We start from the raw sequence: 25225 nt of genomic DNA, 5'->3' as shown, positions 1-25225 counted from the left end.
CGCTGTCGGCCACCGACGCCCTCACCGACTACCGACGCTCTCGGGCCGAATTTCCCCGCTGTCGGCCGGGGGTCCGGCGAACCTGCCTCGCCTTCGGCCCGCCCCTCGGGCTCTCCCACACTCTCACGCGCCCACCCGGAGCACCTCATGACTGAGACGAAACACCCCCAGCACACCGCACATCATGCCGCCACCCAGCCGCCCCAGACCACTCCGTCCATGCCCATAGCCGAACTGGTGGAGGCCCGTCTCGCGGAGGCGGTTCTCAGCGAGTCGGTGAAGGTGCTCCTCAGGAGCGCGCTGGGTGAGGGGGAGGCTGAAGGGACGTCCTCCGTCGGCCGGATCTACCTGGCCTCCGTTGCCGTCACCGGATTCCGCGGCATCGGCCCCCGCACTTGGTTGAACCTCAGCCCCCGGCCGGGCGTGAACCTCGTCGTGGGCCGCAACGGGTGCGGCAAGTCCAGCATCGCCGAGGGCATCGAGACCGCGTTTACCGGTACGAACATGCGCTGGCATGGGCTGCACGCGTCGCGCAGCAGCAACTGGCGCAACCTCCACCTCGAGGACAGTGCCAAGCCGGAGATTGAGGTCAAGCTCGCCATTGAGGGCGACACCGGCCGCAGCACGCTCACCCGCACGTGGGCGAGCGAGGACTTCGGCGGCTCCGAGGCAGAGTTCAAGCGGCCCGGACACGGACGAGTCCCTCTCGACCAGGTGGCTTGGAAGCAGGCCATGGAGGACTACCGGCCCTTCCTGTCGTACGTCGATCTCGACCGTCTGATCAGCGGCAAGCCCTCCGAGATGTACGACGCCATCGCGACGATCCTCGGCCTGCGGCATCTCAGTGCAGCGGACGGCCGGCTTCACGCGGAGGAGAAGGCACTCGACGACGCGGCGAAGGCGGCGAAGGCTGAAGTTCCGGAACTCGTTGACGCCCTGTATGCGCTGGAGGACGACGAGCGCGCGGTGCGCGCTCTCCTGGCTATCGACACCCCGGGCAGCCCTGATTTCGACACGATCGACGCCCTGGTGGCGGGTCTGCCCACCGACACCGACGAGGGTTTTCTCGCCGAGCTGCGGATCGCGGTCGCCGTGCAGGGCCCCGACATGGCGCAGGTCGCCGCCGCGGTAGCCGGGCTGCGCAACGCCCTCGCCGATGCCGAAGGAGTCCGCGGCACGAGCGCCGAGGACGCTCACCAGCGCGCCGACCTCCTTGCCAGGGCTCTGGCCCACAGCGACCAGCATCCCGACGAGGGGTCCTGCCCGGTCTGCGGAACGGACCGCGTCCTGGACGGGGAGTGGGCCGCGCGTGCCGCCGCGCAGATCGCCGTACTGCGGCAGGAAGCCAAGGCCGCCGACGACGCGCGCAGCGCATTGCGCTCCGCGGTACGTGCCGTACAGGACCTCGTGCACAGGCCCCAGCGGATCCCGGCCGCGTTGACCGACCCGTGGGACGCCTGGGCCGCCTGCCGCACGGTCAGGGATCCAGGCGAGCTCGTCCGGATTGCCCACGAGGCGGCCGCAACTCTGGCTGACGCTTGCGCGGCGGTCAGGGAGAACGCCACGCGGGAGCTGGAGAAGCGGGATGAACGCTGGCGCCGGCTCGTCACCCGCCTGGCCGGTTGGGCGGAGCGGGCCCGTGCCGCTACGGAGTGCGATCCCCGGCTGAAGAGCATCCGGCGAGCCCGAGCCTGGATCAAGACGCTGAGCGCCGAGCTGCGGGAGCAGCGTATGGAGGGCTTCGCCGAACAGTCGCAGCGCATCTGGGAGAAGCTTCGCCAGGAGAGCAACATCGACCTCAACGGTGTGAGCCTGCGCGGCAGCGAGAAGGCCAACGTACGCAAGCTCGTCATGGACGTCTCCGTCGACGGCCAGGACGCCTCGGCGCTGGGCGTCATGAGCCAGGGCGAGCTGCACTCACTCGCGCTGTCCTTGTTCCTGCCCCGCGCTGTTACGGCCGACAGCCCGTTCGGTTTCATAGTCATCGACGACCCGGTGCAGTCCATGGACCCCGCCAAGGTCAACGGGCTCGCTCAGGTCCTGCACGAGCTCGGAAAGCACCGGCAGGTCGTGGTGTTCACCCACGACACCCGGCTCCAGCGGGCGTTCACGAGCCAGGAGTTGCCGGTGACGGTGTTCCAGGTCGAGCGGAGCAAGGCCTCGCGGGTGAAGGTCGAGCGAGTGACCGACCCGGTCGCGCAGGCGATCGCCGACGCGAGGGCTATCGTCCTCACCCCGGACCTGCCGCTGGCGGCCCGGACGCATGTGCTGCCCAGCCTGTGCCGTATCGCGCTGGAGAACGCCTTCCTGGAAGCCGCGTGGATCAAGCACCACCTCTCCGGCGGACCTGAGCAGGAACTGCACGCCGCTGTCGACGACGCCGAGAAGTTCACGAAGGTCGCGGCGCTCGCCCTGTTCGGCGACATCACACGGGTCCGCGACGTCGACAAGGAAGTGCAGAACCGCTACGGAGGGCAGGCGGCTTACCTCGTCAAGCAGTGCCAGAGAGGAGCCCACGCCGCAGGAGCGCAGGTCACCGACCCGCGCCGTTTCGTCCAGGACGTCGAGGCTCTGGCGCAGAAGGTGCGCAAGCCGGAGGTGAGCGCCCGATGAGCGTCTCCGCTGCATCCTCGCTCTCCGTGTCCGCCACACCTGCTTCCCCCGCCTCCGTCGAAGAGCTCCTGCTGACGGCGGACCGTCTTCTGGCCGGCGACCTCGGCGGTGCAACGGACGCCGGCCGTCACCGCGGGGCCTCACTGGCCCTGAGGACTGCTCTGGAGATCTGCGTGGACCGGGTGCTCGACGCCGCGGTACCGGGGCTCGCCGGCGCCACCATGCGGGCCAAGATGCTCTGCTTGCGTTGCTATCTCCCTGGGGAGGCTGCCCGGCGGACCCGCGCCGTGTGGTCGCACCTGTGCCTGGGGTGCCACTACCACCAGTACGAGATCGGTCCCTCCTACGAGCAGGTCTGCGGCTGGCGTACGGAGGTCGACGAGCTCGTCCGGACGCTGGAGGTGCCTTGAGTGTTTGATCACCGCGGTCACCATTGGCCGCCGTTCAGCGGTCAGGTTTCCCCCGGCGCCGAGACCAACGCACCGCGGTCCCTCACGAGATCCGGCCCTTGTGACGCGAAGAGGCGCTATCCGGCGGGGGTAGGGCCTCTGGACCTGTCTTGCGGGCCGATCTGTGCGACCAGTTCGCACAGGACAGTGGCGCGGATCTCTCGCGTGCCGAGACCCTTTTCGGTCACTCCGCTATCTGATCTACTACGCAACAATGTCGTGAATGTGCTGGTGGCAGGCGGTTCGAGGGTTTGCATCACCGCTCGCATTGGGCCGATCCGAAAGGGGCATGGGGGATGAAGGAGGGGGTGGTGCACATCGCTCTCAAGGGCGATGTGGTCGCCATGTGTGATGCGCCGATCGACCGTTCGGCGCCGCGAGCCGAAGAGCCGGAGCAAGCGACTTGTCAGGAATGCGTCGACCTCTACATCGAGGGGTGGGCGGCAGCCCAAGAGCAACCCTCTGTAGGCGCACCCCCGATGCCCGCGTACCCGCCCTCTCTCGCGTATCCGCCTTCTCCAGCCAGACGTCCAGCCAGGCTGGTGGTTGCAGTTGGAGTCGGCTTGGCTCTGGCTGTCGGCGGTGTCGTCTACGCGGTCGCGGGCGGCGGGGACGAGACTGAGCATGTAACTGGCTCGGTCGTCGACTGCTCCCAGACCGAACTTTTCCAGCCCAAGGGGAGTGCGGCGATGCTGCCCGCGCGAGTTGCGCAAATCCGCTTCGTGAACGATGGGGACCAGCAGGAGACCTTTTCGCCGCAAGTCGATGGCGCAACGCTCGTAGCGAATGATGGCAGCCCAGCAAAGTTCACCCTGGCGCCGCACGAATCGAAGGTAATCAACTACCCCATGAACCCCCAGCGGTACGGAAGCAGCGAGGGAAGTTGCTACGCCCTGGATGTCAGTGCTGCTCGGTGAACCTTGCGGTAGCCGCTTCCCTGCCCTGGCGATTAACAGCGGTCGTTTATGCCGGTTTCGGATATGCCTGCGGTATGGGCCGGGCCGCCCATCTGGCAGGGACGGCGGCCCGGCTGCGGTGGGGTCAGGAGGCGGCGGACTTATCGACGGTCGGCTTGACGGAAGTGCGCTTGCGGACCGGGCGCGGCTTCGGCTTGGCGTCAGCGGCCGGGGGGTCGGGCTTGTCGGCACGCTTGGTGCGGCGGGGCCGCGGCGGGGTGACCTTGGGCTCGGCCAGGGCCCGCGTTTCCGGCTTGGGCTTGGGCGCGGACCCGGGCTGGTCAGCGTCGGCCTGGGTGGTCGCCTCGGCGTCGGCCTCGGCCTCGGCTTCGGGCGCGGGGTCCCAGGGCCGGTGACCGACGTACAGAGGCTTGGCGTCGAAGGCGGGCAGCAGGCGGTCGGTGATGGCGTTGTAGAGGACGACGCCGGGGTCCATGTCGGCGGTGAGGCGGCCAATGTGGACGGGGGTGTGCCAGCGGCGGCCGTGCGGCAGGGGGTTGATGCCTTCGATGGGCTGGTGGTCGGCGGGCTGGGTGCCGCCGGTGGCCCACAGCTGGATGCTGCTGCCGTTGCCAAGGAGGCGCATGCCGATCTGGCGGTCGTGGGGGCCTTCGAGGCTGATGATGTCGTCGGTGATCAGCTCGTTGACGTGCCAGGTGTCGGTGCCGAGGTAGCCGGTGAGGGTTTCGGCGGTGGCGTGGAGGGCTGAGGGTGCGAGTTGCACGGGGTTCTCCAAGGGGTCGGTGCTGCTGGCGGGTTGGGGCCCCGCCCCTGGTGGGGCGGGGCCGGGTTGGTCAGGCGGGGAGGCCGGCCAGGAGGGCGCTGGTGGCCTGGACGAGCTGGGTGACGCCGGCGAGCTGGGGGGTGTTGGCTTCCTCGCTGCGGGCGTAGTTGGTGGCGATGCGGAGGGTCTCGCGGGCCTTGTCGGTGTCGCCGCGGCCGAGGTGGTTGCGGGCGGTGCTGAGCTGGAAGGCGACGACGCGGAGGGCTGCCTCCTGCTCCTCGCAGGTGGAGCGGATGGCGAGCTGGCGGGTGCGGTCGGCCCACTTGCGGGCGCCCGCTTCGAGGGCGGAGGGGTCGAGGTGAACGTCGAGGGTCGGGGCTGCGGACTGCATGGGGTTCTCCAAGGGGGCGGGTGGTGCTGTGCGGAGGCCCCGCCAGGGCGGGTGGGGCCGGCGGTTCAGGCGGGCAGGAGGCGGATCTCGTCGCCGTCGTCGAGGAGCATCGAGAGGGTGGAGCCGCTGTCCCAGCTGACGTGGAGCTGCTGGAGGTTGGGGTTGAAGGAGCGGACGGTTCTCTCGTCGCCGGGGCGGAGGTCGGTGTGGGGGTCGGTGGTCGCCACGAGGGCGACGCGCTGGCCGCGCTGGTACCTGGGCATGGGAAGCTGTCTCTCTCGCGTGAACGGTTGACTGTTGTGGCACATCCAGAGCTGCGGGCGGCGGAGTGATCCGCCGCCCGCAGCGGGATCAGAACTCGGAGCGGACGGTGACCTCACCGGTTCCGGTGGTGTTCAGCGTCGTCTCGCTGAGCTTGCGACCGATGGCCCAGACCTCGGCGCCGTGTCGCCCTCGACGCGCGACCTCAGCTCCCAGCCGCACTGGCAGTTCGTGGAGCACTTCGTCCGCTGATCGCCCCTGACGTGCGGCGGGAACTCGGAGGTGACGGTGACCTCACCGGTTCCGGTGTTCAGTGTCGTCTGGCTCAGGTTGGCGCCGAAGGTCCACAGCTCGGCGATCGCCGTGCCGTCCTCGTCGCGCATCCTCAGCTCCCATCCGTCGTGGTGAATGGAGTGCGTCTGCTGCTCGCTCATGTGCAGTTCCCCTCGCGGTGTAGGCCGGGCTTTCCCCCGCCCCATCGCTCTTATTCTAGCTGCTCTCGGTGGGGGGTCAAGATTTTTACCGGCAAAACCCCAGGTTAGACGGCCTTTGAGCTGATCAGCCGGTCGGCGAGCGCCATCGCCTGGTGCGCCGCTTCCGCCACCGCGAGACGGCCGAGGATCTCGTCGCGCTCCTCGAACAGGTGCTTGCGCTCCTGCGCGGCCCGATCCGCCAGGCCGCCGTCAGCGAGGGTGTCGCCGCAGGCGATGACGACGTTCGGGCCCAGCCCCCACACGATCGCGTTGACGGCCGCGCTGGCCGCGGCCAGCGGCTCCAGCTCGTTCAGCCACCACTCGAAGTCGGCGGGATCCAGCTGCATGTGGCGCAGGTGCTGGGCCAGCGCGCGGAACATGCCGCCCGTTCCGCCGGCGGGCTCGTGGAAGCGCATGCCCTTCTCGGGCGCCTCCGGGCACGTCATCGCAGCCATCATGTCGCACAGCTCCGGCGGCGTGTGGAACTCCCCCAGCCCTTGTTTGGCGCCGTGCGAGCGCAGCGAGGTGATCGTCCACGACATGACGTCGGTGTCGGAGCGGCACCAGGGGTCGGGGTCGCCGGTCAGCTGCAGGATGCCGTAGCGCAGCGCCGTCTCCGTCACCCGGCGCACCGCGTACGCCTTCTCCATCACGCCGTCCTCGGTGAGCCAGCCCATCAGCGGCGCCATGCGGGCGCCCAGGTCGGGCCGCTGCGCCCAGGTGTGCGCGTAGATCTCGCGGTAGCCCTGAATCAGCTCGAAGTCGGAGGCGTTGCTGATGATGCGGGTGACGTCCTCGGTGTGGCCCTTGATGGGGAACAGGGCCAGCCCGCCGACGATGCTGACGGGGATGTCCATGCGGTAGCCGCCCCAGTTGGAGGCGTGCCAGGTCTCCGAGACGGCCTCGCCGAGCCGCTGCCCGGCGTCGCGCGGGTTGCCGATCAGCAGCGGCGCGATCTGGCGCGGCGCGGGAATGGGGGTCTGCACGGACGGCAGTTCGGGGCGCGGGTCGGCGAGCAGGCCGCCGGGCTCCTCCTCGGCGGCGACGACCGGGCGGGGTGCGGGCGCCGGGCGAGGCGCCGGCGGGGCGGTGACGGTGCGGGCCGGCTTGGGGCGGGCGGCGAACGTCGCCGGGATGGGGGTCTCCTCGGCGTCGGCGAACAGGTCGAGCTGATCCATGGCGTGCTCCGTTTCAGGTGCGGGCATGACGGCGCCCCGCCACCCGGCCCGGGGATCCGGCCGGGGGCGGGGCGCTGCAGGCTGGGTTGGGTAGGGGTCAGGGGCGGTCGTTGACGGCGCTCACGGTGTCGGCGAGGCAGAGCATGGCGGCGGCCAGGCCGCTGAGCAGCTGGGTGATCTCGCCGGCGTCGTGGGAGGTGATGTCGCTCGGGAGCCACATGGCGGCGTCCTCGGCGATCTCCCGCAGGCTCGGCATGCTCGGCCTGGTGCGCACGGGTTCGGGCTGGCTGTTCGGGCCTTCGCGGCGTGCGTGCACCACGTCGGCGACGGTGTTGAGGTGGCGGCCGGGGCGCTGGCCGGGGTACTCGTTCTCGCCCCAGTAGTGGCCGAGGGTGAGGCGGACCTTGCCCTCGGTGTCGTCCCAGTCGGCGTGGACGGAGTACAGCTCCTCTTCCGGGACGCTCTCGACGAGCAGGGCCGGGGCGAAGACCGTGGTGCCGTCCTGGACGGCGGCGGGGGCTATCGGGGTGATGCCGAGCTGGTCGAGCGCGCGGTTGATGCGGCTCGCCCGTTCGCGGGCGGCGTGGCGGGCGGCGAGGATCTTGCGGGCCTCGTCGGCTTCCTGGCTGCGGGCGTAGGCGGCTTCGGCGTCGGCGAGCCACTGGGCCGCCTCGGCGAACTCCTTGGCGGTGTCGGTCTGCTGGGGCTGGGTGTCGCGGGTGAGGTCGCAGCCCTCGCAGTCGGTCACGTGCCAGTCCATGCCCTTGCCGCAGACGCACCACCAGGTCGCGAAGTGCCAGGTCCACTCGCCGCCGCCGATGCCGTACAGGCCGTCGGCGTCGGGGTTGACGATCGAGGTGGCGCCTTCGGCGTCTCCGTCGTGGTACTGCCAGCTGACCTGCGCGACGACCACGCGGGGCTCGCCCTGGTCGGTGCCGCCATCGATGACGTGGACGGTGTCCACGCTGTCGTAGCCGCACTCGACGGCCATCTCCTGCGTGCGGGCGGCCATCTCGCGGACGGTGTCGAGGGTGAAGCGCGGGCACAGCCAGCCGTTCCACCGGTGGGTGGGGTCGACCTTGGCGTCGAAGGGGCCGAACGTGTCGTCGATGCAGACGCGGGTGTCGATCACGGGTTGCGTTCCTCATCTCATGGATGGGGCTGGCCCCCGCGGGTGCGGGGCCCGGCCTGGTGGGTGGTGCGGGTCAGAGGTCGGAGGCGGAGGCGGCGAGCGCGTTGACGAGCAGGGCCACGGCCTCGTCGTGGCGGCCGTCGGCGGCCAGCGCGGCGTAGCGGAAGAGGGTCGCCGCGGCGGTCAGAGCGAACTGGCCGACGTACTGCTCGAACGTCAGCTCACGCTGCCGCCAGGCACGGTGCTGGTATCCGGCGCGCAGCGCGGAGGTGGCCAGGGCGTCGGCGTACCGGATGGCCTGGCCTGTGAGGTCGAGGTCCTGCGCGGCGTGGGTGAGGGCCCGCGTGGCGGCGTCGAGGACTTGGTCGACCTGCCGGACGGCTGGTGCGATGCGGCGCTGGGAGCGGCAGGCGCGCTGGCGGGCGCGGACGCTGCGGATGCGCTCGACGTCGTACAGCTGCCGGGCGCAGCGCCGGGCCTGGTCGGTGGTGGGGGCCTGAACCTCGTACGAGGTCAGGCAGGCCACGCACAGCTCGCTGTGGAGCTCGGCGCGGGCGTCCGCGTCGTCAGGGAGGGGTTCGACGGCGACGATGCGCATCGCGTACGGCTCGTCGTTGAAGACGACGAGCCAACGGAGGCTGGCAGGTGTCTCGGTCATGCGGGACTCCAAGAGGTCGACAGGAAAAGCAGAGTTGTGGCACATCTGAGGGCCGGGTGGCGTGGTGCTGCGCCGCCCGGCCCGGGGGTGTCACCTGGTAGGCCGGGTCTTTTTCAGGCGACGAGGCGGGGGAAGGTGACCACGAGCGCGGTCGCGTTGTCGCGCTTGTCGCCTCGCCTCACGCCCACGGCCAGGGCCTCGGCCACCAGGGAGGCCGCACTGTCCTTCGCGTCCAGCGCGAGTTCGGCGGCTGCCTCCAGCAGGCCCGGCTCGTGGGTCTCCAGCGGGTGGTACACCCCGTCGGAGCACAGGATGAGCTGCGCGACCAGGTCCACCGGCACCTGGGTGTCGCCGATCACCCCGTCTTCCAGGCAGGCCGTCACCGAGTTGTGGTCCCACTCATGCGGGGTGCGGCCGGCGTCCAGCAGCTCCTGCGCCCAGTTGTGGTCCTTCGTCAGCTGGTGGAGCCCTGCGACGTGGGAGAGCCGGTAGGCGCGGGCATCGCCCGACCAGGCCAGGCGCAGCAGGGGGTCGCCGCGGTGGTAGACGGCGACGACCGCGACCGCGCCCGGGTCCATGTGGCGCCAGCGCCGCGTCCGCAGCCGGGCGTGGATCTGGACGCGGACCTGGGCGATCGCGTCGGTCGGATTGCCCGAGAGAGCGGCTTCGCGGGCAAGGGCGGGCGCCCACCGGCGCACGTGAGCCTTGACGTCGTTCTCGTCGCCGATGCCGTCGAGGACGACGTACGCCCACCGGCCGCTCGCCGGGTCGAGGTGCACGGCGTGCGCGTCGCACTGCAGGTTGCGGGTGCCGATCGCCTGGGCGGCGGACACGTCGGGGCGGGTGGCGACGACGGTCGCCGCGCGCTGCAGGCGCGCCCAGTGCGCGACGAGTTCGGCGCTCGCGGCCGGAAGCGGCTGCAGCAGGCCGTCGCGGCGCTCGGGCCCAGTGATGACGACGGGGCCGCGCAGGTCCGGGCCGGGCGAGCCCGCGAGGTCGTGCCAGGTGCTGAGCGCGACCTTGTTGCGGGGCCGCTGGTGCGCGTCGGGGTTGGCGTGGATGGTCAGGTGGCGGCCGAGCCGCCAGGCCAGGGCGGGGCCGTCAAGTTCGGCGGCGATCGCCTTCTGCTGCCGCTCGGGGTCGCCAGCCAGGGGGAAGTCCTCGATGTGGCCGCCCGGCTGAACGTACAGGGCTTCGGTGTTCACAGGTGTCCTTTCGGATGTCGGGAGGTGGCCGGGCCTGCGGTGGGGCCCGGCTGTGGGCGGGCGGTCAGGCGATGGTGCTGTAGCGGTCCTTGAGAGCGTTCATGACCTTCGGCAGGACCTCGTGAAGCTGCGGGGGGACGTCGGTGTGCTGGCGCGTCTCGTCGAGGGCACCGAGCAGGACGACCGTCCCGTACAGCGGGTCGGGCAACTGCTTGCGGTAGATGGCGTTGACCAGCGACGTCGCGTACAGGTTCTGCTCCTTGGTGAGCGCGCCGTCGGCGTCGACGGCCACCGACAGGCGGCGGTTGCCCTCGGGGCGGGCGTAGTGGGCGATCTCGACCCAGCCGCCGACGGCCTTGCGCAGCGCCTCGACCAGTCCGGCGCCGGGGGGCAGCTGCAGGTCGGTGAGGGTGCCGTCGGGGTCGAGGCGGACGGCACGAATGGTCTTGCTCATGGCTTCTCCTAAGGGGTTGAGGGCTGGTGTGTTCTGGGCGCGGTCCGTGCACCGGAACGGGTTGGGGCACTGCGGCTTGCCGTCCCACCACTTCGCCCGCCGGCGGGGAACGGGGTGAGCGCACCAGGAGCAGGTGAGCGGGCCGGTGGATGTCGGCTGCCGTGTGGGCATCGGGCTTCGCCAATCGGGTTGAAGGCGGGGGCCGCCGCGGCGGCGGCCCCCGGTGGCGGGTCAGAAGGGGCGCAGGGCCAGGGAGAGTTCGGTCAGCAGCTGGCGGCCGACGTGCAGCACGTGGCCGGTGGTGAACTCGTCGGCCTCGGCGCACGCGGCCATCTCCACCAGGCACTTCAGGAGCACGTCGGGCATGCAGGCGACCCACGTGCGGTAGTTCTGGCCGTAGGAGGCCCGCCGGTGGGTGACGGTCAGGGTCCGGTCGATGGTGATCGCGGCCTCACCGGCGGCTTCGGCGCTCAGACCGAACCGCTCGGCGAGCAGGTGCTGCAGGTGCGGGCCCTCGACGAGGATGTCGGCGAGCCGGTCGGCCGTGTGGCCGGTGGTGAGCGCGTAGGGGGCGGCGAGCGCGTCGGGGTGGGCGGTGATGTGCATGGCTTCCTCCAAGAGGCCGTGGTCGTGCGGGGACACCACCGGCCGCCCACCTGCAAGGAGTGGGCGGCCGGCCTTAGCGAGGGGTCAGCCGATCTGCCAGATGTCCTGGTAGGCGTCCAGCCGCTTCAGGACGTTCGAGAAGTTCTGGGAGCGGGTGTGAACGAAGTCGGCCGTGTCGATCGGGCCGCGCTCCGGGTTGATGAGCTGGAGCGTGATCTTGGTTTCGTCGCCGGCGCCGGGCCGGGCGGTGATCTTCAGGACGGCCAGGTCGTTGGCGTAGCGGACGTAGACGCTGTCGCCGACGATCGCGGTAGACGCGTCTTCGGCTTCGCCGCGGTTGGCGGCGATCAGGCCCAGCAGGGCGCTCACGGGCTTCTCCAAGAGGTCGTTGAGCGAATGAGGGTTGTGGCACATCTGGGGGCGGGTTGGGCAGTCGGGGCGGCTTCCCCCCGACATACTGCTCTTATTCTATCGGCCTACCTCGCCCCGTCAAGATTTTTTCCGCATATGCGCAGGTCAGGGCACTGCCGGTCGGGCAGATACTCAGGCCACGGCACCCCGTCCAAGGCCCGCCGGTGCGTGTCCGGCACCACTGCCAGCGGCCAGCCCGCCCAGTGCAGGCCCATCGCGGCGAGGATGAACGCGTCCGCCTTGTCGTAGCGGCCCACCCCGTCGCACTCCAGGCCGTACCGCTCGGCGACCGCATCGCGCACCATGCCCTTGGCGATACGGGCCCGCTTCGCCTTCGGGTAGTCCTTGGCCGGGTTGGCGCTGCCGGTGGCGTAGATGGTGCGGGAACTCGGCGCCACCACCACGTACGGGACGCCCCGCTCCCACAGGTCCTGCGTGAGGATCCACCACAGTCCCGCCAGCTCGTGGTGCCCGGCCTGCCCTCCGTGCCTGTACGCCGCGCCCTCGATGACCACCAGGTCCGCCGAGCGGGTGCGCTCCCGTATCTCCTGGCGTAGCCACCGCAGCCGGTGGTGCCCTTTGCCCTTACAGCGCAGCGCGTCGGCCCAGCCCTCGCCGGCGATGCCCGTGCACGTCAGCGACGGGTCGATGCCGATCACCAACGGCGGCGCGGTCGGGGCCGCCACGGCGGCGGGCTCCAGGACGAGGGTGCTCAACGACAACTCCTTCACGGGCGCGGCGTAAGAGGGGGTCAGTGCGGGTGCTGGGCGGGCTGCTCGCCGTCGGCGGCCGGCTCCTGCGCGGCGGCCCGGACCAGGTAGGCGACGTCGCCGATCAGCGCGGTCAGGGAGTGTCCGTAGTTCTCTGGGCTGGCGTTGGCCGCCGCGAGGTACAGGGCCTGGCAGGTCGGCATGTCGCCGTTGGCGTAGGCGGTAATGAACCGCAGGGAGAAGGTGTGCGCCGGGTGCTGGGCGCAGCCGTCGTCCGGGTCGGGGGCGACCATCGCCCACAGGCCCTCCGGGCTGGGGTGCCCGTACAGGTGGATGAGGGTCTGCCGTCCGGCTTCGGCGAACGCGCGGCACACGCCGTACATTTGGCGGCGGTCGGTTGCTTCGGCGATCTTGCCCATCGTCTGCATCGTCCGGTCGTAGTCGCCTGCGACGGCGTGCTGCAGGACGTTCATGACCAGCTGGGCGCGGCGGGTGGTGTCCACGGTGGCTGTGCTCCTTGCGATGGGGTGGATGGTGGGGGCCGCGCGCGGGGCGGGTCACCGCGGGCGCGGCCCGGATCGGGGGGCGGTTCAGTCGGTGTGCTCGGGCGGCAGGAGGCCGAGGCTGGCCGCCCATGCGCGGCCGCCGGACGCCCACGCCACCGCGTGCAGGGCGAGGCGTCTGTTCGGCTCGTCCAGCGCGTTCAGGTTGGCCAGGGACAGGACGTGACGTCCGGTCAGCACGCAGGCCAGGCGCAGGACCTGCCACTCCGCCGGGTTTCCGATGAGCGGGCCGTCGCCGGCGGACAGGCACGCGGAGGCGACCTGCCGCCAGGCGATGCGGGACTGGCCGTCGCCGTCGGCGACGATCAGGCGGGTGCGCTGCAGCTCGGGCAGCCAGTGGCCGTGCGAGGCCAGCAGCCACACGGCGGCTTCTTCCTGCCACGATCCTGCGGCGCGTTCTCCCAGGCGGGCGGCGAGGGCGGGGATGTCGTTCACGGGTGTCTCCAAGAGGTGTTGTGGGTCAGTGGCGGGGCTTGGGGAGGTGGCCGACGTGCCAGCCGCGGCAGGCCTGGTTGCGGCAGCGGTAGGCGGTCAGACGGACGGCACCGTTGGCGATGAGCCGCCGACGGTGCTCCTCGGCCTGCTCCTCGGTGTCGTGGCGGCGCTTGCCGGTGCAGGCGCGGCCCTTGGTGCGGATCACCGCACGCCCACCGGGGCGGTATCGCTGCTGGCGCAGCCGGGGCAGCGGTCTGCGGGCACCTGCCAGTGGGCCGGGTCGGCGACGCCGACGATCAGGCCGCCGCACACCGCCACCTGCCCGTCCTTGGTGCGGTCCCGCTTGTGGACGGCGCTTCCGCTGCTGGTGAGCCACACCCATTCGCCGCGCAGGCTCAGGCAGGTGACCTCGATGGGGGTGTGGTCGATGCGTCCGATGGCGGTGTGGGACAGCTCGCCGGGCCGGCTGGTGGGCTTGGGGGTGCTGAAGTCGGTGGCGCCGATGGCCTTCACCCACTGCTCGAACACGCCGGCGCCGGGGTGGTACAGGAGGACGCGCAGGCCGAGCGGGTCGTCGCCGGTGGCGACGCTGATGTGGTCGATCTCGATGCTGTTGGCGGGCAGGCCGGGGTGGGAGCTGGCCAGGACGGCGCCGGCGATCATCGGGGCGATGGCCTGGCGCAGCGGGCGGGCGGTTGCGGGGTGGGGCATGGTCTCTCCAAGGGCAAGGTGGGGCCCGCCCCCGGGGTCGGGGCGGGCGGATCTCTCAGGTGGTGGCGAAGTCCAGCTGCAGCTGCTTGGGCTGCTTGGCCTTCTCCTCCCTGCGGCGCGCTGAGACCTCGCGTGTGGCCTGGCGGCAGGAAGGGCAGACGCGTTCGCCGTGGCGTTTGTGGTCCCGCGCTCCGGCTTCGGTGCCGCAGGAGGCGCGCAGCTTCGGCTCGGCCAGCTCGTCCTCGAACACGTCGTCGAGGGCGTCGATGACCTCACCGTTGCACCACAGGCGTCCGCCGGCGATGCCGTCGAACTTGGCCTGGGCCGGTTTGACGGTGGCGATGCACGCGGCGCGGAACGGGCACGGCCCGCACGTGTCGAGCTGCGGCCTGCACAGGCGCTTGAGGTCGGCTCCGGTGCTCCAGTCGTCCTCGCTGGGCGTGAACCCGTCCCGGCCGCTGCACGGTGCGGAAAGCGGCCAGTCGCCGGTCACAGGCGCTCCTTGATGCGCTCGCCAATGTGGCGGGCGACGTTCACCGACACCGCGTTCCCGGCCTGCATGGTCTGCTCGGCCTGGGTGCCGAACAGGCGGTAGCGGCGGAGGAACCTCTGCGCTTCCAGCTGCTCGCGCGGCTTGAGCATCCGGAAGAAGCACTCTTCGATCGCTGGCGCGCTGCGAAGGAGGGCGGCCGAGTCGTGGGTGGTCAGCGTGTGAACGGGCTCGGCGGCCGTCTTCACGGCGGCCTTGCGGTAGGGGATGACGAGGGTGTTGCGTAGCTCGGGCGGGACCGGCCCGGCGCCGCCGGGGATGACCAGGCCGTGATGGTTGCCCTGCGCGGTGACGCTGGTGATCGGCTCGGTGGCCAGCGCCGGGTTCGCGTTCTGCCGGTAGGTGATCACGAACGGCTCCGGGTCGACCGTGACCAGGGCTTCGCTCTCGCGGGTCAGGCGGGTGCGCATCGGGTCGCTGACGTCGCTGCAGGCGGTGTTCCAGCTGCCGCCGGTCGGCACGAGCAGCGCGTCGCCCTGCTTGATGGTGCGGGTGGAGAACGGGCGCTCGGCCACCGGATAGGCGCGGTCGGTGCCGTCCTTGCCGTGGTTGAGGGTGATCGAGGACGTCGTATGGGGGAACTTCGCCAGGCCCGCGCGGATGCGGTCCATAGTGGTGTCCGCCAGGGGCTTCTTGCGGTCGCCGATGCGCTGGCCCAGGTCTTCCCAGTTGATGACCGAGGCGGCCGGCCGCACGTACGGCTCGACCTCGGCATGGGCGCAGCGGGTATTGGGGCAGCGGTAGCTGTAGTCGCGCAGGTACTTGCCGATGCGGACCCGGGGGTTGAACCACGCCTTCTTCGCGCGGACGTCCTTGCCGCACTCGAAGCAGAACGCCGTCGGGCGGGGCTCCAGGTCCGGCTTGGGCATCCCCTTGAGGCGGAAGACCACATAAATGCGGTCCCGCCACTGCGGGGCGCGCAGGTTGTCGTCGTCGCCGACGTGCGCGGAGGTCGCGCACAAGATCTGCGGCTGCTCGTAGCCCAGCTCCGTCATCGCCTTGACCCAGGTCTTGAACAGCACCCAGCACTGCGCGAATTCGACGACGTTCTCGACCACCACGTACGGGAACCGCTTCGCCTCGCAGGCCCGCACCACGCACCAGGCGGTCGCCCGCGTCCGCTCGAAAGCCTCCGGGGTCAGGGCCTTCCACGACTCGGCATCGTCGTCGCCGAGCTGGTCGAGGACCTCGAACAAGTCGATCTGATCGGTTCGATGAACGCGGCCACCGGCCGGGGACACCTCGATGCAGATGACCGAAGCCCACAGAAGCAGGGCGCGCGGCAGGAACCGCATCGGGTAGCCGGTGACGTCGGCGGTCAGGTGCTCGATGGTGGGGTGGTTGGCGGCGTGCGAGTCCATCGCGGTCTGCCAGTGGTTCATGGCGAGTCGACCGGTCCAACCGGCTTCCACCAGGCCGGAGGAGGAGCCGCCGGCCCCGGCGAGCAGGTCGTTGAACGTCAGCTCAAGGCTGCGCGGAAGTGTGGCCAACAAGGTGTTCTCCGAGAGGTGCGGGCGGCCCCGCACACGCGCTTGCGGGGCCGCCAGGTCGGGCGAGGGGTCAGAGGAGGGAGAGGCGGGAGACGAAGACGACCTGCAGCACGTCGCGGCGGTGCCACACCGTCACGGGCCAGTCGTTGCCGCCCTGCTCGTGGACCGGCTTCCAGCCGTCCTCCTCGAGGAGGTGGGTCTGCCAGCCGTAGTCCTTGACCGCCTCGGCGTGGGTGTCGAAGGGGCCGGTGATGATGCGGCCCTTGCCGACGTGCTGGGAGTCGACGCCGACGAAGCTGACGGCGAACCGTTGCGCGGAGGCCATCAGCAGCTCGCCGAGCTTGGTCCCGGCCGACTGGGTGTCCGCGTCGGGCAGGGACTTCAGGTGCAGGGCGACTGCGGCGAGCATCGTGACGATGTCCGCGCCGTGCTTGTCGTGCTCGCCGCCTTCGGTGGAGTCGAAGACCAGGGCGTCGAAGGTCGGGTTGTCGTGGTGGCTGCGCTGGACGATCCAGCCAGTGACCTGCTCCAGCCGGTCGGGCAGCGCGTCCTGGTCGGCGATGACCAGGTGCGTGCCGTCGGGCAGGTCGACGGTGAGGTGGGTCTGTCCGCCGCAGGTCTCGACGTCGCAGACGAGGCCGGCCATGCGCAGCGGCGTGGTGACGGGCTCGTACTGCCGCCACAGGGCCTGCCACTCGGGCCGGTCGGTGCGGCCGTGGTCAGGCAGGGGTGCGAGGTTCATGTGATCTCCAAGAGGTGGTTCGTACGGTACAGAGTTGTGGCACATTACGGAACGGGGCGGCGGGTTCGTTCCGCCGCCCAGTTCCGTGCGGGTCAGGCCGTCTGGACGTGGCGCGCGGCCAACGGGAAGCCGAGCTCGGCGGCGATCCGCTCGGCGACCTCGGCGCTGGCCGCGAACCGGCCGTCCTTGTGCTCGCGGGCGGGGACCTTCAGGCCGTGGAACTCGCCGTGCGCCTCGGTGATGGCGATCGGCCAGGCGGCGTCGAGGAAGCCGACGACCCCTTCGGCCGCGACGACCAGGACGTCACCGTCGCGGATGTCGTCGCGGCACTGGGTGGCGTCGTACGCCTCGGCAGCGGAGCCGTCGAAGCGGTGGACGGTCGGCCCGGCGGCCGGGTCCTCGACGGTGACGACGCCCTCGGTGCTCAGCGTCGTGATGCTCAGCTTCACGCCGAAGGACCAGACCTCGGCAACGACCCTGCCTTCCTCGTGCCGGACCTTCAGCTGCCAGCTTCCGCCTTCGCAGGAGGCGGTCGAGGTCGGGGACTGCTCGCTCATGCGGTTCTCCAAGAGGTGAGCTTTGCTCGGTCGAATGGTGTGGCACATGCTGGTCCAGGCAGCGGGGTTTCCCGCCGCCCGGACCGACGGATTCAGGCGCTCAGCTGGGCTATGTGCGTGTGAACGTCTGCGGCCACCTGGCGCAGGCCGCGGCTGGTGAGCGCGCAGTCGAACAGCTCCATGTAGAAGCAGTGGCAGACCAGCTGCGTGAACTCCTCGCGCGTCATGCCGTGCGACTCGCCGTCGAAGGACGCGTTGATGGCGTTGCGCACGAGGTCTTCGGCGTTGTGGATGTCGGCGACCGTCACGCCGTCGTGGCGGTCGACGATGTCGTCGATCTCCAGGTCGCCGGCGGGCGGCTGGGGCGGGAGCGTCGATTGCGTTGTCAAGCTTCTCTCCAAGCGGTCGGCTGGACGGGGGGCCTTCCCCTCCCCCATCCCTCTTATTCTAGCTGCGAACAGGTGGGGGTCAAGATTTTTCTTCGGGCGGCGGATCGGCCTCACGGGCCTTCTCCCGCCCCTGGCGGGCCATCTGACGCGCCAGCAGCCGGGCCGCCGCAACGTCCTCGGGCCGCTCCTGCACGACCCGCCGCGCCTGGTCCAGGTCCTCCTGCCACCCGCGCAGCCACTCCCGGTTCGTCTGCCGCTCCACATCCGCCCGCTCACGTTCCTGTGCCGCCCGAGCGGCACGCGGGTTCGTGCCGCAGGCACGGCAACTCGCAGCAGAGACAGGGTGCCTGGCGCAGCCACGGGTCTCCCCTGCGGCGCCAGCCGCGGGGGTAGGGGGGAAAGGAAGGACAGAGGAAGAAGAAGGAAAAGAAGGGGTTCCCCCGGGGGAACCCAGTGGGTTTCCTCCGGGGAACCCTGAGGGTTCCCCCGGGGGAACCCTGCCGTCGCCCTCCTCAGGGTTCCCCCCGGGGAACCCTGGCCGCTCCACGCCCTCACCGGCCGCGAGCGCCCGCACATCGAGGTCCTCGTGCGTCATCGCGGGCTTGGACGGGGCTGCACGAGCGACGCCCGAGCGGGCCAGCCGCGGGTTCTTCGGCGCGGCGTCAGCGGCCCTGAAGCGGGCGTCCAGATCGTCGTTGGAGGGGATCGCGGGCACGCCCATCGGGAAGACCCGGTACACCGCCCTACGGCCCGCCTTGCCGACCTCCACGCGCTCTATGAGGCTCTTGGCGACCAGCTCGGTCACGATGGTCATGCACCGCTTATCGCCCACGCCGACCCACGCGCGCAGCCTGCGCAGGCCCGGCTTGGACAGGCGCGTCTCGTCGTCGGCCGAGTCGCAGATCTTCATCAGGGCCAGCTTCTGAGACTGGGTCACCACGTCCTCGGGCAGGTACGCGGCCACGACCATCAGGTGGATGGACAACGGAAGTTCCCTTCAGGGCGCACCGCCGCCCGCCCCAGGCGGGGGCGGGCGGCGGCCGTCTGGGTCAGGCCTTGAAGGGCCGCACGGAGATGATCTTGGGTGTCTTCTGGGCGGACTTCTTCTCAGGGACGGCCAGGCCCGCCGCCTTCAAGTTGGCGATCATCCGTATCTCGTCGGGGATCAGCGGCACCGGGATTCCCGCGTCCTCGTGCACGTCGACCATCGCCTCCACGTCGACGTCCCACTTCGCGTTGCCGCCGCCCCACCCCAGTTCGTTGGCGCCGTACGCGCCGGCCGGGGAGGTGTCGACCTTCGCGCGGGCGAGCTTCTTGATCCGCTTGCCCTCGGTCTCCAACTCGTGGCCGCGCACGTAGTCGGCCAGGGCCTGCGCCCGGTCGGCGTCGTCGTGGATGAGGATCGTCTGCACCGGCGTGCCGGGCGGGTTGGGCAGGCCCCAGCAGGCCGTCATGAAAATGCAGTGGTCGCAGATGGCGTCCAGGCCCGGCCCGTCGAAGTCGCGGCGGCCCTCCTCCGGGCTGTTCAGCTCGCGTACGCGCTGCACCCACCAGCGGGCGCGTGTGGCCTCCATCGGGTCGAAGGGGAACTCCTCGATGTGCTCTTCGCCGTTGTCGCGGTTGACGAAGCGGAAGCGGATCCGCGCCACCTCCAGCGGGCCCAGCTTGGCCAGGTACCGCTGGCCGCGCACGTCCTCGAAGCCGACCGTGCGCAGCAGGTCGGCGTACAGGTACACCTGGCGCAGCTCGGCATCGGTGGGCCCGTAGCGGCGCACCTTGTCCCACAGGAACGTCGACTTGGTCTTGACGTCCTCCACCGTCACCCCGCCGGCGGCGGCCACCTTCGGGCGGTGGCGGGCCGGAACGCGGGCGGCGGTCGCCGCATCGAGCTGCACGGCGTCGATGTGGCCCTTGATCGTGTCGTCGGCGACGGCACGCTCCACCAGCCAGCCGTACTCGGTGCGCGCCGCACCCAGCAGGCCCTCGTGGATGTAGGTACCGAGGATCGCGGCACGCTTGTCGGTCTCGTCACTCGGGGCGGTCCCGGCCACGATGTAGGCGGCGCGGCGCTCGCACACCGTGTCCGAGGCGCCGAGCTGCCTCTGCAGGGAACGCGGCCGTCTGGCGTCAACGTCGTGCGCGGCCGTCCACAGCGACGGTGTGGTTTCCACAGCGTCTTCCACAGGCTGAGCGGTCATCAGGTCTCCAAAGAATGAGGGCGGGCGGGCCGTAGGGGGCCCGGCCCGCCGGGCAAGTCAGCGGCGGGCGGGCGTGCGCTTGGCGGCCGCGCGCTTGGCGGCGGGCGTGCGCTTGACGGGCTCCTTGCGGACGGGGCGCTTGTCCGGGTCGGGCTCGTCTTCGGGCTGCTCGTCGCCCTCCTCGGCCCGGCGCTCGACGGCGGCCCGCAGCCGGTCGGCGTCGCTGACCGGGCCCTGGCCCATCTCCGTGGGCGGGTTCTCGAGCTGGGCGACCTTCTGCTCGATCGCGTTGCGGATGGAGACGACCTCGGCGCGGGTCAGGCCGGCGTCGTCCTTGTCCGCGTCCCACCACAGCTCGCGCAGCTTCTCCACATCGCGCAGGTCGGTCACGTCGTGTTCCTTCAGCCACGCCTGCACGCGATCACCGACCAGAGCGGGCATCTGGCGGGGCTGCGAATCCACCGAGCAGCCCAGCCGGTTGAAGACGAGGTCCTCGATGGTGAAGTCCGGCAGGTTCAGCGGCTTGCCGTCCTCGACGCGCAGCCGCAGCGAGCGGGCCTTGATGACCTGCGGGGCCCGGCCCCGGCGCATCCGCACCCACACGGAACAGTCGAACGCCAGGTCCTTCTGCGCGGAGACCTTCCACTCCCGCAGGGCGCGGCCCTTGTTGTCGGTGACGGGCCTGCCGCCCTCGTCGATGGCGGTGACCTGCTTGCCCCGCGCGGTGATGATGGCGATGCCGGGGAACGTCTGCAGCAGGTGGATGACGTCCATCCACCGCTCGGTGGCGTCGTTCCAGAAGTTCATGCCGACGTCGATCGCGGCGTCCGGGTCCTCCTCCAGGCGCTGCGCGTTGGTCCTGCCGCGCCGAGCGCGCTCGTTGGCCCAGGTCTTGAGCATCCGCCACAGCGCGGTGCCTGAGTCGATGGACAGCACCACCGGCGGCTCGCCGGCGGCCGCCGCCCGGCGGGCTTCGAGGTAGACGGCCCGGATCTGCTCCAGGATGTCCCGGTAGGAGCCGTCGTGGTCGATGATCAGGTAGTCGGCGCCGGGGATCGCCGCGTACTCGTCGGAACTGCCCTCCGCCAGGTCGATCCAGTACACCTGGCCGATCTGCTCCGAGGCGGAGAACTCGGCGACGGAGTAAGTCTTTCCGCTGCCCTCATCTCCCTCGATGAGGATGAGTGGCCACGGCACGATGCCGGTCGGCTTGCGGGTTTTCAGCTTGATGCCCATCTGGGCTGCTCCAAGAGGTCGTTGGTGTCATGCGGCGCGCAGGGCCCTGGTCTCGAACAGGTGCGACTACTCGGGGTGGCGTTCGATCGGGAGCCGCACGTACCGGCTGCGGAAGTTGTTGTTGAGGCGGAAGGCGTCGCCTTGGGTGGCCTCTCCGTAGCGCCAGCGCCGGCGAAAGCCCTTGGCGACGCAGTCGGCGGCCAGCGCCTCCAGGTGCCGCAGCACCCACGGGTTGGGGTCGTGGAACGCTTCGAACCGCTGCTGGATGGACTGGCCGGGGTGAATGGCGGGGTGCTGGACGGGCTGGATGTCGTCCAGGCCGGGCAGTTGCTGCTGGTGAACGGGCACAAGCCTCCGGATGTTCTGCTACCGATCCAATGATGTGGCACATCTTTCAGGAAGGGTCTGACGTGATCAACCAGCGCACCGCACCGAAACCCGCGCCCGGCGGTCGACGACCGGGCTGCGGCCGAGACGGCATGCATCGTTCCTCCCAAGACGAAGAGCAGTGGCCCACTCCGGACCGCTGCTCTTATTTTAGCCTTCTGGGGGGATGGTGTACAGCTAGTTTCCGCAGGTCAGACGGCCTTTGCGGCGAGCCCACGGGGGACGATCGAGGAGCCGGGACCGGTGTAGCGGCCCTGCCGGAGCGCCGCCTCGACCTGCGGCACGATCGCCCACATCACCTTGCGGGACTTCGCCCGGATGTCGGGCGCGGCCTCGATGAGCGTGTCCAGCAGCCACAGCGGCGACCCGGACAGCTGGTAGTCCGCCGGCGCGAACCGGCCCTGGCGCACCACCGCCGACAGGTTCTGCTGGCTGGTCAGGCCGAACAGCTGCGTCGCCTCCTGCAGGCCCAGCAGCGGCGGCACCTCGCTCACGCTGCTCGCCCACACACCGGGCTCCTGCGCGGCCACGAGCTGCTGCAGCACCCGCTGGTCCAGCTCCTTGGGCCGCGGCTGCGTCTGCCCGTACCCGCGCACGAACGACAGCAGCCAGTACGGGGACCCGGACACGATCAGCGCATGCTTGTAGTCCAGCACGCCTCGCCCCAGCCACGCCGTGACCTGCGGCCCCTTCACCCCGTACAGGGCGGCGAACTCCTGCCTGCCGGCCAGGAACGGCTTCCCCGTCACCACCGGATCCCCTTCTCTGTCTCCTCCTGGAATGCACTTAGATTCTACCTAGGACGGTCCGGGGGCCCGTTCTCGCAGACTGCTACTCTTGAGCCATCCAAGAGGTCGAGGCCCCCACCAGGTGCGGTGGGGGCCTTGGTCTTTGCCGGGTCAACGGGCCTGGCTACGCGGCGAGGTCGTACTGCGGGGGCCGGGCGTAGCCCAGCAGCCACCCGAAGCGCGGCGATACGTACTGTTCGGCCAGGCGGAACACCGCGTAGTAGCAGAAGCGGCCAGCGGCGTCAGCACCCCGGACAGGGCCTGCGCGTCCAGGTGCAGGCCGTGCGCGGCGGCGATCGCCACCAGCCAGCCGACCAGGGCCGGGATGCCGGTGCGGATCAACGACACGAATAGGTTCACGGTTCAGGCCTCCTTGGGTTGGCGGGCGATCGCAGCGTTCGCCCAGAACATGACTTCTTCGAGGCGGAACATGGCCGCCTGCTTCTCCGCGCCGACGGGCAGCTCGGAGTGCAGCGTCAGCGCCAGCTCCAGGCACGAGGAGCGGATGTCCTCGTGGGCCTGGCGGCGCTCAGCGGTGTCGGCCGGATGGAACGTGAACCGGCGGATGACGTCGTCGGCGGTCACCGGCTGCTCACTTGTGGCCGTAGGCGAGGCGGAACAGGCAGGCCCAGCCGCGCGGACCGATCGCGGTGTCGTGCGGCTTGCCCTTGGTGCGGAACTCCGAGTGCGCGTCGAAGAACCGGCCCACACCGCCCTCGGTGCGCGGCCCGTACATGTCGGACAGGTCCGCGTCCGTGATCTGCAGGAACCCGGCCGCGCGCAGCGCCTTCTGCAGGCCCTTCGCCGACGGCTTGGACTTGCCCGGCGCCAGGCCGGCCGGGAACGGCGGCGGCACGTAGGGCTTCGACGACGGCGGCCCTGGAACCGGTCGCGGCGCCGGCTCGGGCACACCCGCCCAGTCCTTCCACGCCGCGACCGTGGCGAAGTTGCACACGTCGACGTCGGTGTAGTTCCGGATGCCGTACTGGTGGATCACCCACGGGTGCTTGACGCGCGGCTTGCCCGCTGCGGCGCCCGGGTCGGCGATCCACAGGCCGTCCCCACACTCGGAGGTGGTGTCGTGCCGATCCCAGAAGTCGAGGTTGCAGTAGAGCATGACCCGCAGGTGCGGGCACAGCTTCTTCACCGCCTTCAAGAAGGCGTCCTTCTCCGCGCACGTCGCCGCGGTGTGCGCGGTGGTGGTCTCCCAGTCGCACGCCAGGACATCGCCCGGCTTGGGGTCGGCGCAGTGGACGAAATACTGCGCCTGCGCCTGGATGTTGGAGGGCCACAGGAAGTGGTACCAGCCCACCTGCTTGCCCTCTCCCCGTGCGGCCTTCTCCTGCTCGTCGCGGAGCGGGTTGGCGTAGGTGCGGCCCTCCGACGCCTTGATCAGGACGACGTCCACGCCGTCCAGGTCCGGGTGCGGCTGCAGGCTGCTGATGTCGATGGCCTTGAGCATCTCGGTGTCTCCTTACTTGCGCAGCTGCAGGGCGTCGGCGTAGCGGCGCAGCAGCTGGTAGGTGGCGAGGGTCATCAGGCCGTCGCCGTCGTCGCCCCACGACCTGGACCAGGAGTTGCGGAAGCGGACGACGGTGGCCTCGGGCTCGATGCGGCCGGCGTGGTCCTGCACGACCCGCTCCAGGGCGACCAGGCAGATCTCGTGCCCGCCGACCACCGGCGAGGACGACCAGTTGCTGCCGTCGACGAAGCCGTACCGGTCGGGCTCGAACCACGCCTTGAACCACGGGGTTCCGTACAGCACGCCCCCGGACTGCAGCAGCGATGCGACCGCGGTGGCGGTGGTGGCGTGCCGGTAGTGGCCGACCAGGCCGCGCCGCTTGAGGACCTTGGCGATGGCCAGGCCCGAGCTGCCGGTGTCGTTGGGCGGGAAGCGGCCGTCCGTGTCGTCCACGCCGGTCGCGTCCGCGTACAGGCCGATCGCCCACTCCTCGGCGCCCTTGGCGTCGGCCAGGTCCAGGCCGACCGCCTTGGCCTCCGTGTCGTCGAGGAGCAGCGACACCGCGGCGGTACCGCCGTTGCCCGTGCACGAGCCGAGCGCGTCAACGTCCTCGGCGCGGGGCACGACTTGGGACACGCGGATGCCCTGCGCGAACAGGTCCTCCTGGTCCAGGACTGGGACGCGAGGGGTGTGCGAGGTGGGTTTGAGGACCGCCCCGGTGTGCTCGTGCACCCACTGAAGGGAGCGGGCGTCGAGGACCTGGTGGCGGCCCAGCTTCGTGTGATGCGGATAGCGGTGGGTGAGGGTGCCGTGAGTAAGGGGCACGTCCGGTGCCGTTCTCCCCCGCGCCGGACGAACAGATGGGTTTTTGCGCCGCGGTACGGCCCGCTACGGGCCGGCGCCGAGCCTGGCGGACAGCCACAGCTGCAGCACGCCGATCAGCAGCGGCGCGATGAACACCGCCACAAGCCACTTGCGGGTGTTCGCCGCCTGCAGCTGGTCGGCCTCCCGCGCCCTGGCCGCCTCCCGCTGCACCTCCTCGATGGCCAGCAGCCGCTGGTTCACCAGGCGCTGATCGGCCTGGTAGACCTCCTTGGTGACCATCTCCTCGAAGCGGGCGCTCATCGCGGCGAGGTCGGCACGCAGATCGTCCCGCAGCGACTTCATGCCGTCGCTCTGGTCCTTCCGCAGCTGCTCCAGTGTGCGGTGCAGCTCCCACAGGGTGGGATCGGCGCTCGGCGGCTGTGTCACCGCGCACTCCTCAGATCGGCGTGCCCCGCGCCGCAAAGGAGTCTACGGGCACGGGGCGGCGGCACGTCAGCCCGTGGTCATCTGCACCAGGTCGGTGACCTCGTTGCCGCACTGCCCGCACACGGCGCGGAACGTCGGCGGCTCCGCGTTAGGGGTCATGGGGACCGCCGTGAACGTGATCCCGCTGACGGAACACCCTTCGGTGTGGCATGTGACGGACATGAGGACCGGCTGCGCTGCGTCAG

Annotated in this window: 34 protein-coding genes; 3 read left to right on the top strand and 31 right to left on the bottom strand. The window is 70.6% G+C overall.

Features of this window, described 5'->3' with window-relative positions:
• The first annotated feature begins 147 nt into the window (after positions 1 to 147).
• The 3 genes from ACFYX0_RS32225 to ACFYX0_RS32215 all read left to right on the top strand — a co-directional run bounded on the left by ACFYX0_RS32225 (position 148) and on the right by ACFYX0_RS32215 (position 3979).
• Complete coding sequence (locus ACFYX0_RS32225; protein WP_388975516.1) at positions 148 to 2613, top strand: AAA family ATPase; 2466 nt, start codon at positions 148 to 150, stop codon at positions 2611 to 2613.
• A complete protein-coding gene (locus ACFYX0_RS32220) occupies positions 2610 to 3023 on the top strand; it encodes a hypothetical protein (protein ID WP_388975513.1) in 414 nt (137 codons plus the stop codon). Before ACFYX0_RS32225 ends, ACFYX0_RS32220 begins: the two co-directional genes overlap by 4 nt.
• A gap of 350 nt (positions 3024 to 3373) precedes the next feature.
• A complete protein-coding gene (locus ACFYX0_RS32215) occupies positions 3374 to 3979 on the top strand; it encodes a hypothetical protein (protein WP_388975511.1) in 606 nt (201 codons plus the stop codon).
• A 124-nt stretch (positions 3980 to 4103) separates the two neighbouring features.
• Here ACFYX0_RS32215 and ACFYX0_RS32210 read toward each other — a convergent pair whose 3' ends face one another.
• From ACFYX0_RS32210 to ACFYX0_RS32060, 31 genes are all read right to left on the bottom strand, one after another.
• Positions 4104 to 4742 (bottom strand): hypothetical protein, encoded by a 639-nt coding sequence (locus tag ACFYX0_RS32210; protein ID WP_388975508.1) that lies wholly within the window; start codon positions 4740 to 4742, stop codon positions 4104 to 4106.
• 70 nt (positions 4743 to 4812) lie between these two features.
• The gene (locus ACFYX0_RS32205; RefSeq protein WP_388975505.1) at positions 4813 to 5133 is read right to left on the bottom strand and encodes a hypothetical protein; all 321 of its coding nucleotides are present in this window, start codon (positions 5131 to 5133) and stop codon (positions 4813 to 4815) included.
• A 65-nt stretch (positions 5134 to 5198) separates the two neighbouring features.
• Entirely contained in the window at positions 5199 to 5396 is a 198-nt protein-coding gene (locus ACFYX0_RS32200; protein ID WP_388975503.1) for a DUF4314 domain-containing protein, read from the bottom strand.
• 132 nt (positions 5397 to 5528) lie between these two features.
• Complete coding sequence (locus ACFYX0_RS32195; RefSeq protein WP_388975500.1) at positions 5529 to 5828, bottom strand: hypothetical protein; 300 nt, start codon at positions 5826 to 5828, stop codon at positions 5529 to 5531.
• 104 nt (positions 5829 to 5932) lie between these two features.
• Positions 5933 to 7045 (bottom strand): N-6 DNA methylase, encoded by a 1113-nt coding sequence (locus ACFYX0_RS32190; RefSeq protein ID WP_388975497.1) that lies wholly within the window; start codon positions 7043 to 7045, stop codon positions 5933 to 5935.
• A gap of 97 nt (positions 7046 to 7142) precedes the next feature.
• Positions 7143 to 8177, bottom strand: a complete 1035-nt coding sequence (locus ACFYX0_RS32185) for a hypothetical protein (RefSeq protein ID WP_388975495.1) — start codon at positions 8175 to 8177, stop codon at positions 7143 to 7145.
• Between the two features lie 73 nt (positions 8178 to 8250).
• Entirely contained in the window at positions 8251 to 8835 is a 585-nt protein-coding gene (locus ACFYX0_RS32180) for a hypothetical protein (protein ID WP_388975492.1), read from the bottom strand.
• A 113-nt stretch (positions 8836 to 8948) separates the two neighbouring features.
• On the bottom strand, positions 8949 to 10040 hold the full coding sequence (locus ACFYX0_RS32175) for a PP2C family protein-serine/threonine phosphatase (RefSeq protein WP_388975490.1): 1092 nt from the start codon (positions 10038 to 10040) through the stop codon (positions 8949 to 8951).
• Between the two features lie 64 nt (positions 10041 to 10104).
• Positions 10105 to 10494: a hypothetical protein gene (locus ACFYX0_RS32170; RefSeq protein ID WP_388975488.1), complete on the bottom strand. Its 390-nt coding sequence runs from the start codon at positions 10492 to 10494 to the stop codon at positions 10105 to 10107.
• A 231-nt stretch (positions 10495 to 10725) separates the two neighbouring features.
• The gene (locus ACFYX0_RS32165) at positions 10726 to 11139 is read right to left on the bottom strand and encodes a hypothetical protein (RefSeq protein WP_388975485.1); all 414 of its coding nucleotides are present in this window, start codon (positions 11137 to 11139) and stop codon (positions 10726 to 10728) included.
• Between the two features lie 45 nt (positions 11140 to 11184).
• Entirely contained in the window at positions 11185 to 11469 is a 285-nt protein-coding gene (locus ACFYX0_RS32160; protein ID WP_388975482.1) for a hypothetical protein, read from the bottom strand.
• A gap of 107 nt (positions 11470 to 11576) precedes the next feature.
• Positions 11577 to 12227: a hypothetical protein gene (locus tag ACFYX0_RS32155; protein ID WP_388975481.1), complete on the bottom strand. Its 651-nt coding sequence runs from the start codon at positions 12225 to 12227 to the stop codon at positions 11577 to 11579.
• A 35-nt stretch (positions 12228 to 12262) separates the two neighbouring features.
• Positions 12263 to 12724, bottom strand: a complete 462-nt coding sequence (locus ACFYX0_RS32150) for a hypothetical protein (RefSeq protein ID WP_388975478.1) — start codon at positions 12722 to 12724, stop codon at positions 12263 to 12265.
• A gap of 87 nt (positions 12725 to 12811) precedes the next feature.
• A complete protein-coding gene (locus ACFYX0_RS32145) occupies positions 12812 to 13219 on the bottom strand; it encodes a hypothetical protein (RefSeq protein WP_388975476.1) in 408 nt (135 codons plus the stop codon).
• A 25-nt stretch (positions 13220 to 13244) separates the two neighbouring features.
• Positions 13245 to 13424, bottom strand: a complete 180-nt coding sequence (locus ACFYX0_RS32140; protein WP_388975473.1) for a hypothetical protein — start codon at positions 13422 to 13424, stop codon at positions 13245 to 13247.
• On the bottom strand, positions 13421 to 13930 hold the full coding sequence (locus tag ACFYX0_RS32135) for a hypothetical protein (RefSeq protein ID WP_388975471.1): 510 nt from the start codon (positions 13928 to 13930) through the stop codon (positions 13421 to 13423). The genes ACFYX0_RS32140 and ACFYX0_RS32135 overlap by 4 nt, the downstream gene beginning before the upstream one ends.
• 55 nt (positions 13931 to 13985) lie before the next feature.
• Positions 13986 to 14423, bottom strand: a complete 438-nt coding sequence (locus tag ACFYX0_RS32130; RefSeq protein ID WP_388975468.1) for a hypothetical protein — start codon at positions 14421 to 14423, stop codon at positions 13986 to 13988.
• Positions 14420 to 15970 carry a DNA cytosine methyltransferase gene (locus tag ACFYX0_RS32125; RefSeq protein WP_388975465.1) on the bottom strand — a complete coding sequence of 517 codons (1551 nt, stop codon included), beginning with the start codon at positions 15968 to 15970 and terminating at the stop codon, positions 14420 to 14422. The genes ACFYX0_RS32130 and ACFYX0_RS32125 overlap by 4 nt, the downstream gene beginning before the upstream one ends.
• 70 nt (positions 15971 to 16040) lie before the next feature.
• Complete coding sequence (locus ACFYX0_RS32120) at positions 16041 to 16712, bottom strand: hypothetical protein (protein ID WP_388975463.1); 672 nt, start codon at positions 16710 to 16712, stop codon at positions 16041 to 16043.
• Between the two features lie 92 nt (positions 16713 to 16804).
• Positions 16805 to 17269 carry a hypothetical protein gene (locus ACFYX0_RS32115; RefSeq protein ID WP_388975461.1) on the bottom strand — a complete coding sequence of 155 codons (465 nt, stop codon included), beginning with the start codon at positions 17267 to 17269 and terminating at the stop codon, positions 16805 to 16807.
• Between the two features lie 92 nt (positions 17270 to 17361).
• The gene (locus ACFYX0_RS32110) at positions 17362 to 17658 is read right to left on the bottom strand and encodes a hypothetical protein (protein ID WP_388975458.1); all 297 of its coding nucleotides are present in this window, start codon (positions 17656 to 17658) and stop codon (positions 17362 to 17364) included.
• A gap of 79 nt (positions 17659 to 17737) precedes the next feature.
• Positions 17738 to 18643: a hypothetical protein gene (locus ACFYX0_RS32105; protein ID WP_388975455.1), complete on the bottom strand. Its 906-nt coding sequence runs from the start codon at positions 18641 to 18643 to the stop codon at positions 17738 to 17740.
• Positions 18644 to 18707: 64 nt separating this feature from the next.
• A complete protein-coding gene (locus ACFYX0_RS32100; protein ID WP_388975453.1) occupies positions 18708 to 19829 on the bottom strand; it encodes a hypothetical protein in 1122 nt (373 codons plus the stop codon).
• Positions 19830 to 19913: 84 nt separating this feature from the next.
• Positions 19914 to 21092, bottom strand: a complete 1179-nt coding sequence (locus ACFYX0_RS32095) for an AAA family ATPase (RefSeq protein ID WP_388975450.1) — start codon at positions 21090 to 21092, stop codon at positions 19914 to 19916.
• 66 nt (positions 21093 to 21158) lie between these two features.
• Positions 21159 to 21440, bottom strand: a complete 282-nt coding sequence (locus ACFYX0_RS32090; protein ID WP_388975448.1) for a hypothetical protein — start codon at positions 21438 to 21440, stop codon at positions 21159 to 21161.
• Between the two features lie 230 nt (positions 21441 to 21670).
• Positions 21671 to 22231, bottom strand: coding sequence for a hypothetical protein (locus ACFYX0_RS32085; RefSeq protein WP_388975446.1), 561 nt, complete (start codon positions 22229 to 22231; stop codon positions 21671 to 21673).
• 147 nt (positions 22232 to 22378) lie between these two features.
• Positions 22379 to 22627: a hypothetical protein gene (locus ACFYX0_RS32080; protein WP_388975443.1), complete on the bottom strand. Its 249-nt coding sequence runs from the start codon at positions 22625 to 22627 to the stop codon at positions 22379 to 22381.
• A gap of 3 nt (positions 22628 to 22630) precedes the next feature.
• Entirely contained in the window at positions 22631 to 22852 is a 222-nt protein-coding gene (locus ACFYX0_RS32075; protein WP_388975440.1) for a hypothetical protein, read from the bottom strand.
• Between the two features lie 7 nt (positions 22853 to 22859).
• Positions 22860 to 23729 (bottom strand): GH25 family lysozyme, encoded by an 870-nt coding sequence (locus ACFYX0_RS32070; RefSeq protein ID WP_388975437.1) that lies wholly within the window; start codon positions 23727 to 23729, stop codon positions 22860 to 22862.
• Positions 23730 to 23741: 12 nt separating this feature from the next.
• A complete protein-coding gene (locus tag ACFYX0_RS32065) occupies positions 23742 to 24554 on the bottom strand; it encodes a hypothetical protein (protein WP_388975434.1) in 813 nt (270 codons plus the stop codon).
• Between the two features lie 63 nt (positions 24555 to 24617).
• Positions 24618 to 24980 (bottom strand): hypothetical protein, encoded by a 363-nt coding sequence (locus tag ACFYX0_RS32060; RefSeq protein ID WP_388975431.1) that lies wholly within the window; start codon positions 24978 to 24980, stop codon positions 24618 to 24620.
• Between the last annotated feature and the right edge of the window lie 245 nt (positions 24981 to 25225).

Origin of the sequence: Streptomyces sp. NPDC002573, from assembly GCF_042889625.1 — a bacterium.
Classification (GTDB): domain Bacteria; phylum Actinomycetota; class Actinomycetes; order Streptomycetales; family Streptomycetaceae; genus Streptomyces; species Streptomyces gibsoniae.
This window is presented reverse-complemented; position numbering and strand designations above follow the sequence as displayed.

Bases quoted from the DNA above. Each gene is read 5' to 3' on its own strand.
- ACFYX0_RS32200 (WP_388975503.1), bottom strand. From the start codon at position 5,396: ATGCCCAGGTACCAGCGCGGCCAGCGCGTCGCCCTCGTGGCGACCACC.
- ACFYX0_RS32220 (WP_388975513.1), top strand. From the start codon at position 2,610: ATGAGCGTCTCCGCTGCATCCTCGCTCTCCGTGTCCGCCACACCTGCT.
- ACFYX0_RS32225 (WP_388975516.1), top strand. From the start codon at position 148: ATGACTGAGACGAAACACCCCCAGCACACCGCACATCATGCCGCCACC.
- ACFYX0_RS32195 (WP_388975500.1), bottom strand. From the start codon at position 5,828: ATGAGCGAGCAGCAGACGCACTCCATTCACCACGACGGATGGGAGCTG.
- ACFYX0_RS32190 (WP_388975497.1), bottom strand. From the start codon at position 7,045: ATGGATCAGCTCGACCTGTTCGCCGACGCCGAGGAGACCCCCATCCCG.
- ACFYX0_RS32115 (WP_388975461.1), bottom strand. From the start codon at position 17,269: ATGAGCGAGCAGTCCCCGACCTCGACCGCCTCCTGCGAAGGCGGAAGC.
- ACFYX0_RS32070 (WP_388975437.1), bottom strand. From the start codon at position 23,729: ATGCTCAAGGCCATCGACATCAGCAGCCTGCAGCCGCACCCGGACCTG.
- ACFYX0_RS32095 (WP_388975450.1), bottom strand. From the start codon at position 21,092: ATGGGCATCAAGCTGAAAACCCGCAAGCCGACCGGCATCGTGCCGTGG.
- ACFYX0_RS32205 (WP_388975505.1), bottom strand. From the start codon at position 5,133: ATGCAGTCCGCAGCCCCGACCCTCGACGTTCACCTCGACCCCTCCGCC.
- ACFYX0_RS32120 (WP_388975463.1), bottom strand. From the start codon at position 16,712: ATGAACCTCGCACCCCTGCCTGACCACGGCCGCACCGACCGGCCCGAG.
- ACFYX0_RS32170 (WP_388975488.1), bottom strand. From the start codon at position 10,494: ATGAGCAAGACCATTCGTGCCGTCCGCCTCGACCCCGACGGCACCCTC.
- ACFYX0_RS32180 (WP_388975492.1), bottom strand. From the start codon at position 8,835: ATGACCGAGACACCTGCCAGCCTCCGTTGGCTCGTCGTCTTCAACGAC.
- ACFYX0_RS32135 (WP_388975471.1), bottom strand. From the start codon at position 13,930: ATGCCCCACCCCGCAACCGCCCGCCCGCTGCGCCAGGCCATCGCCCCG.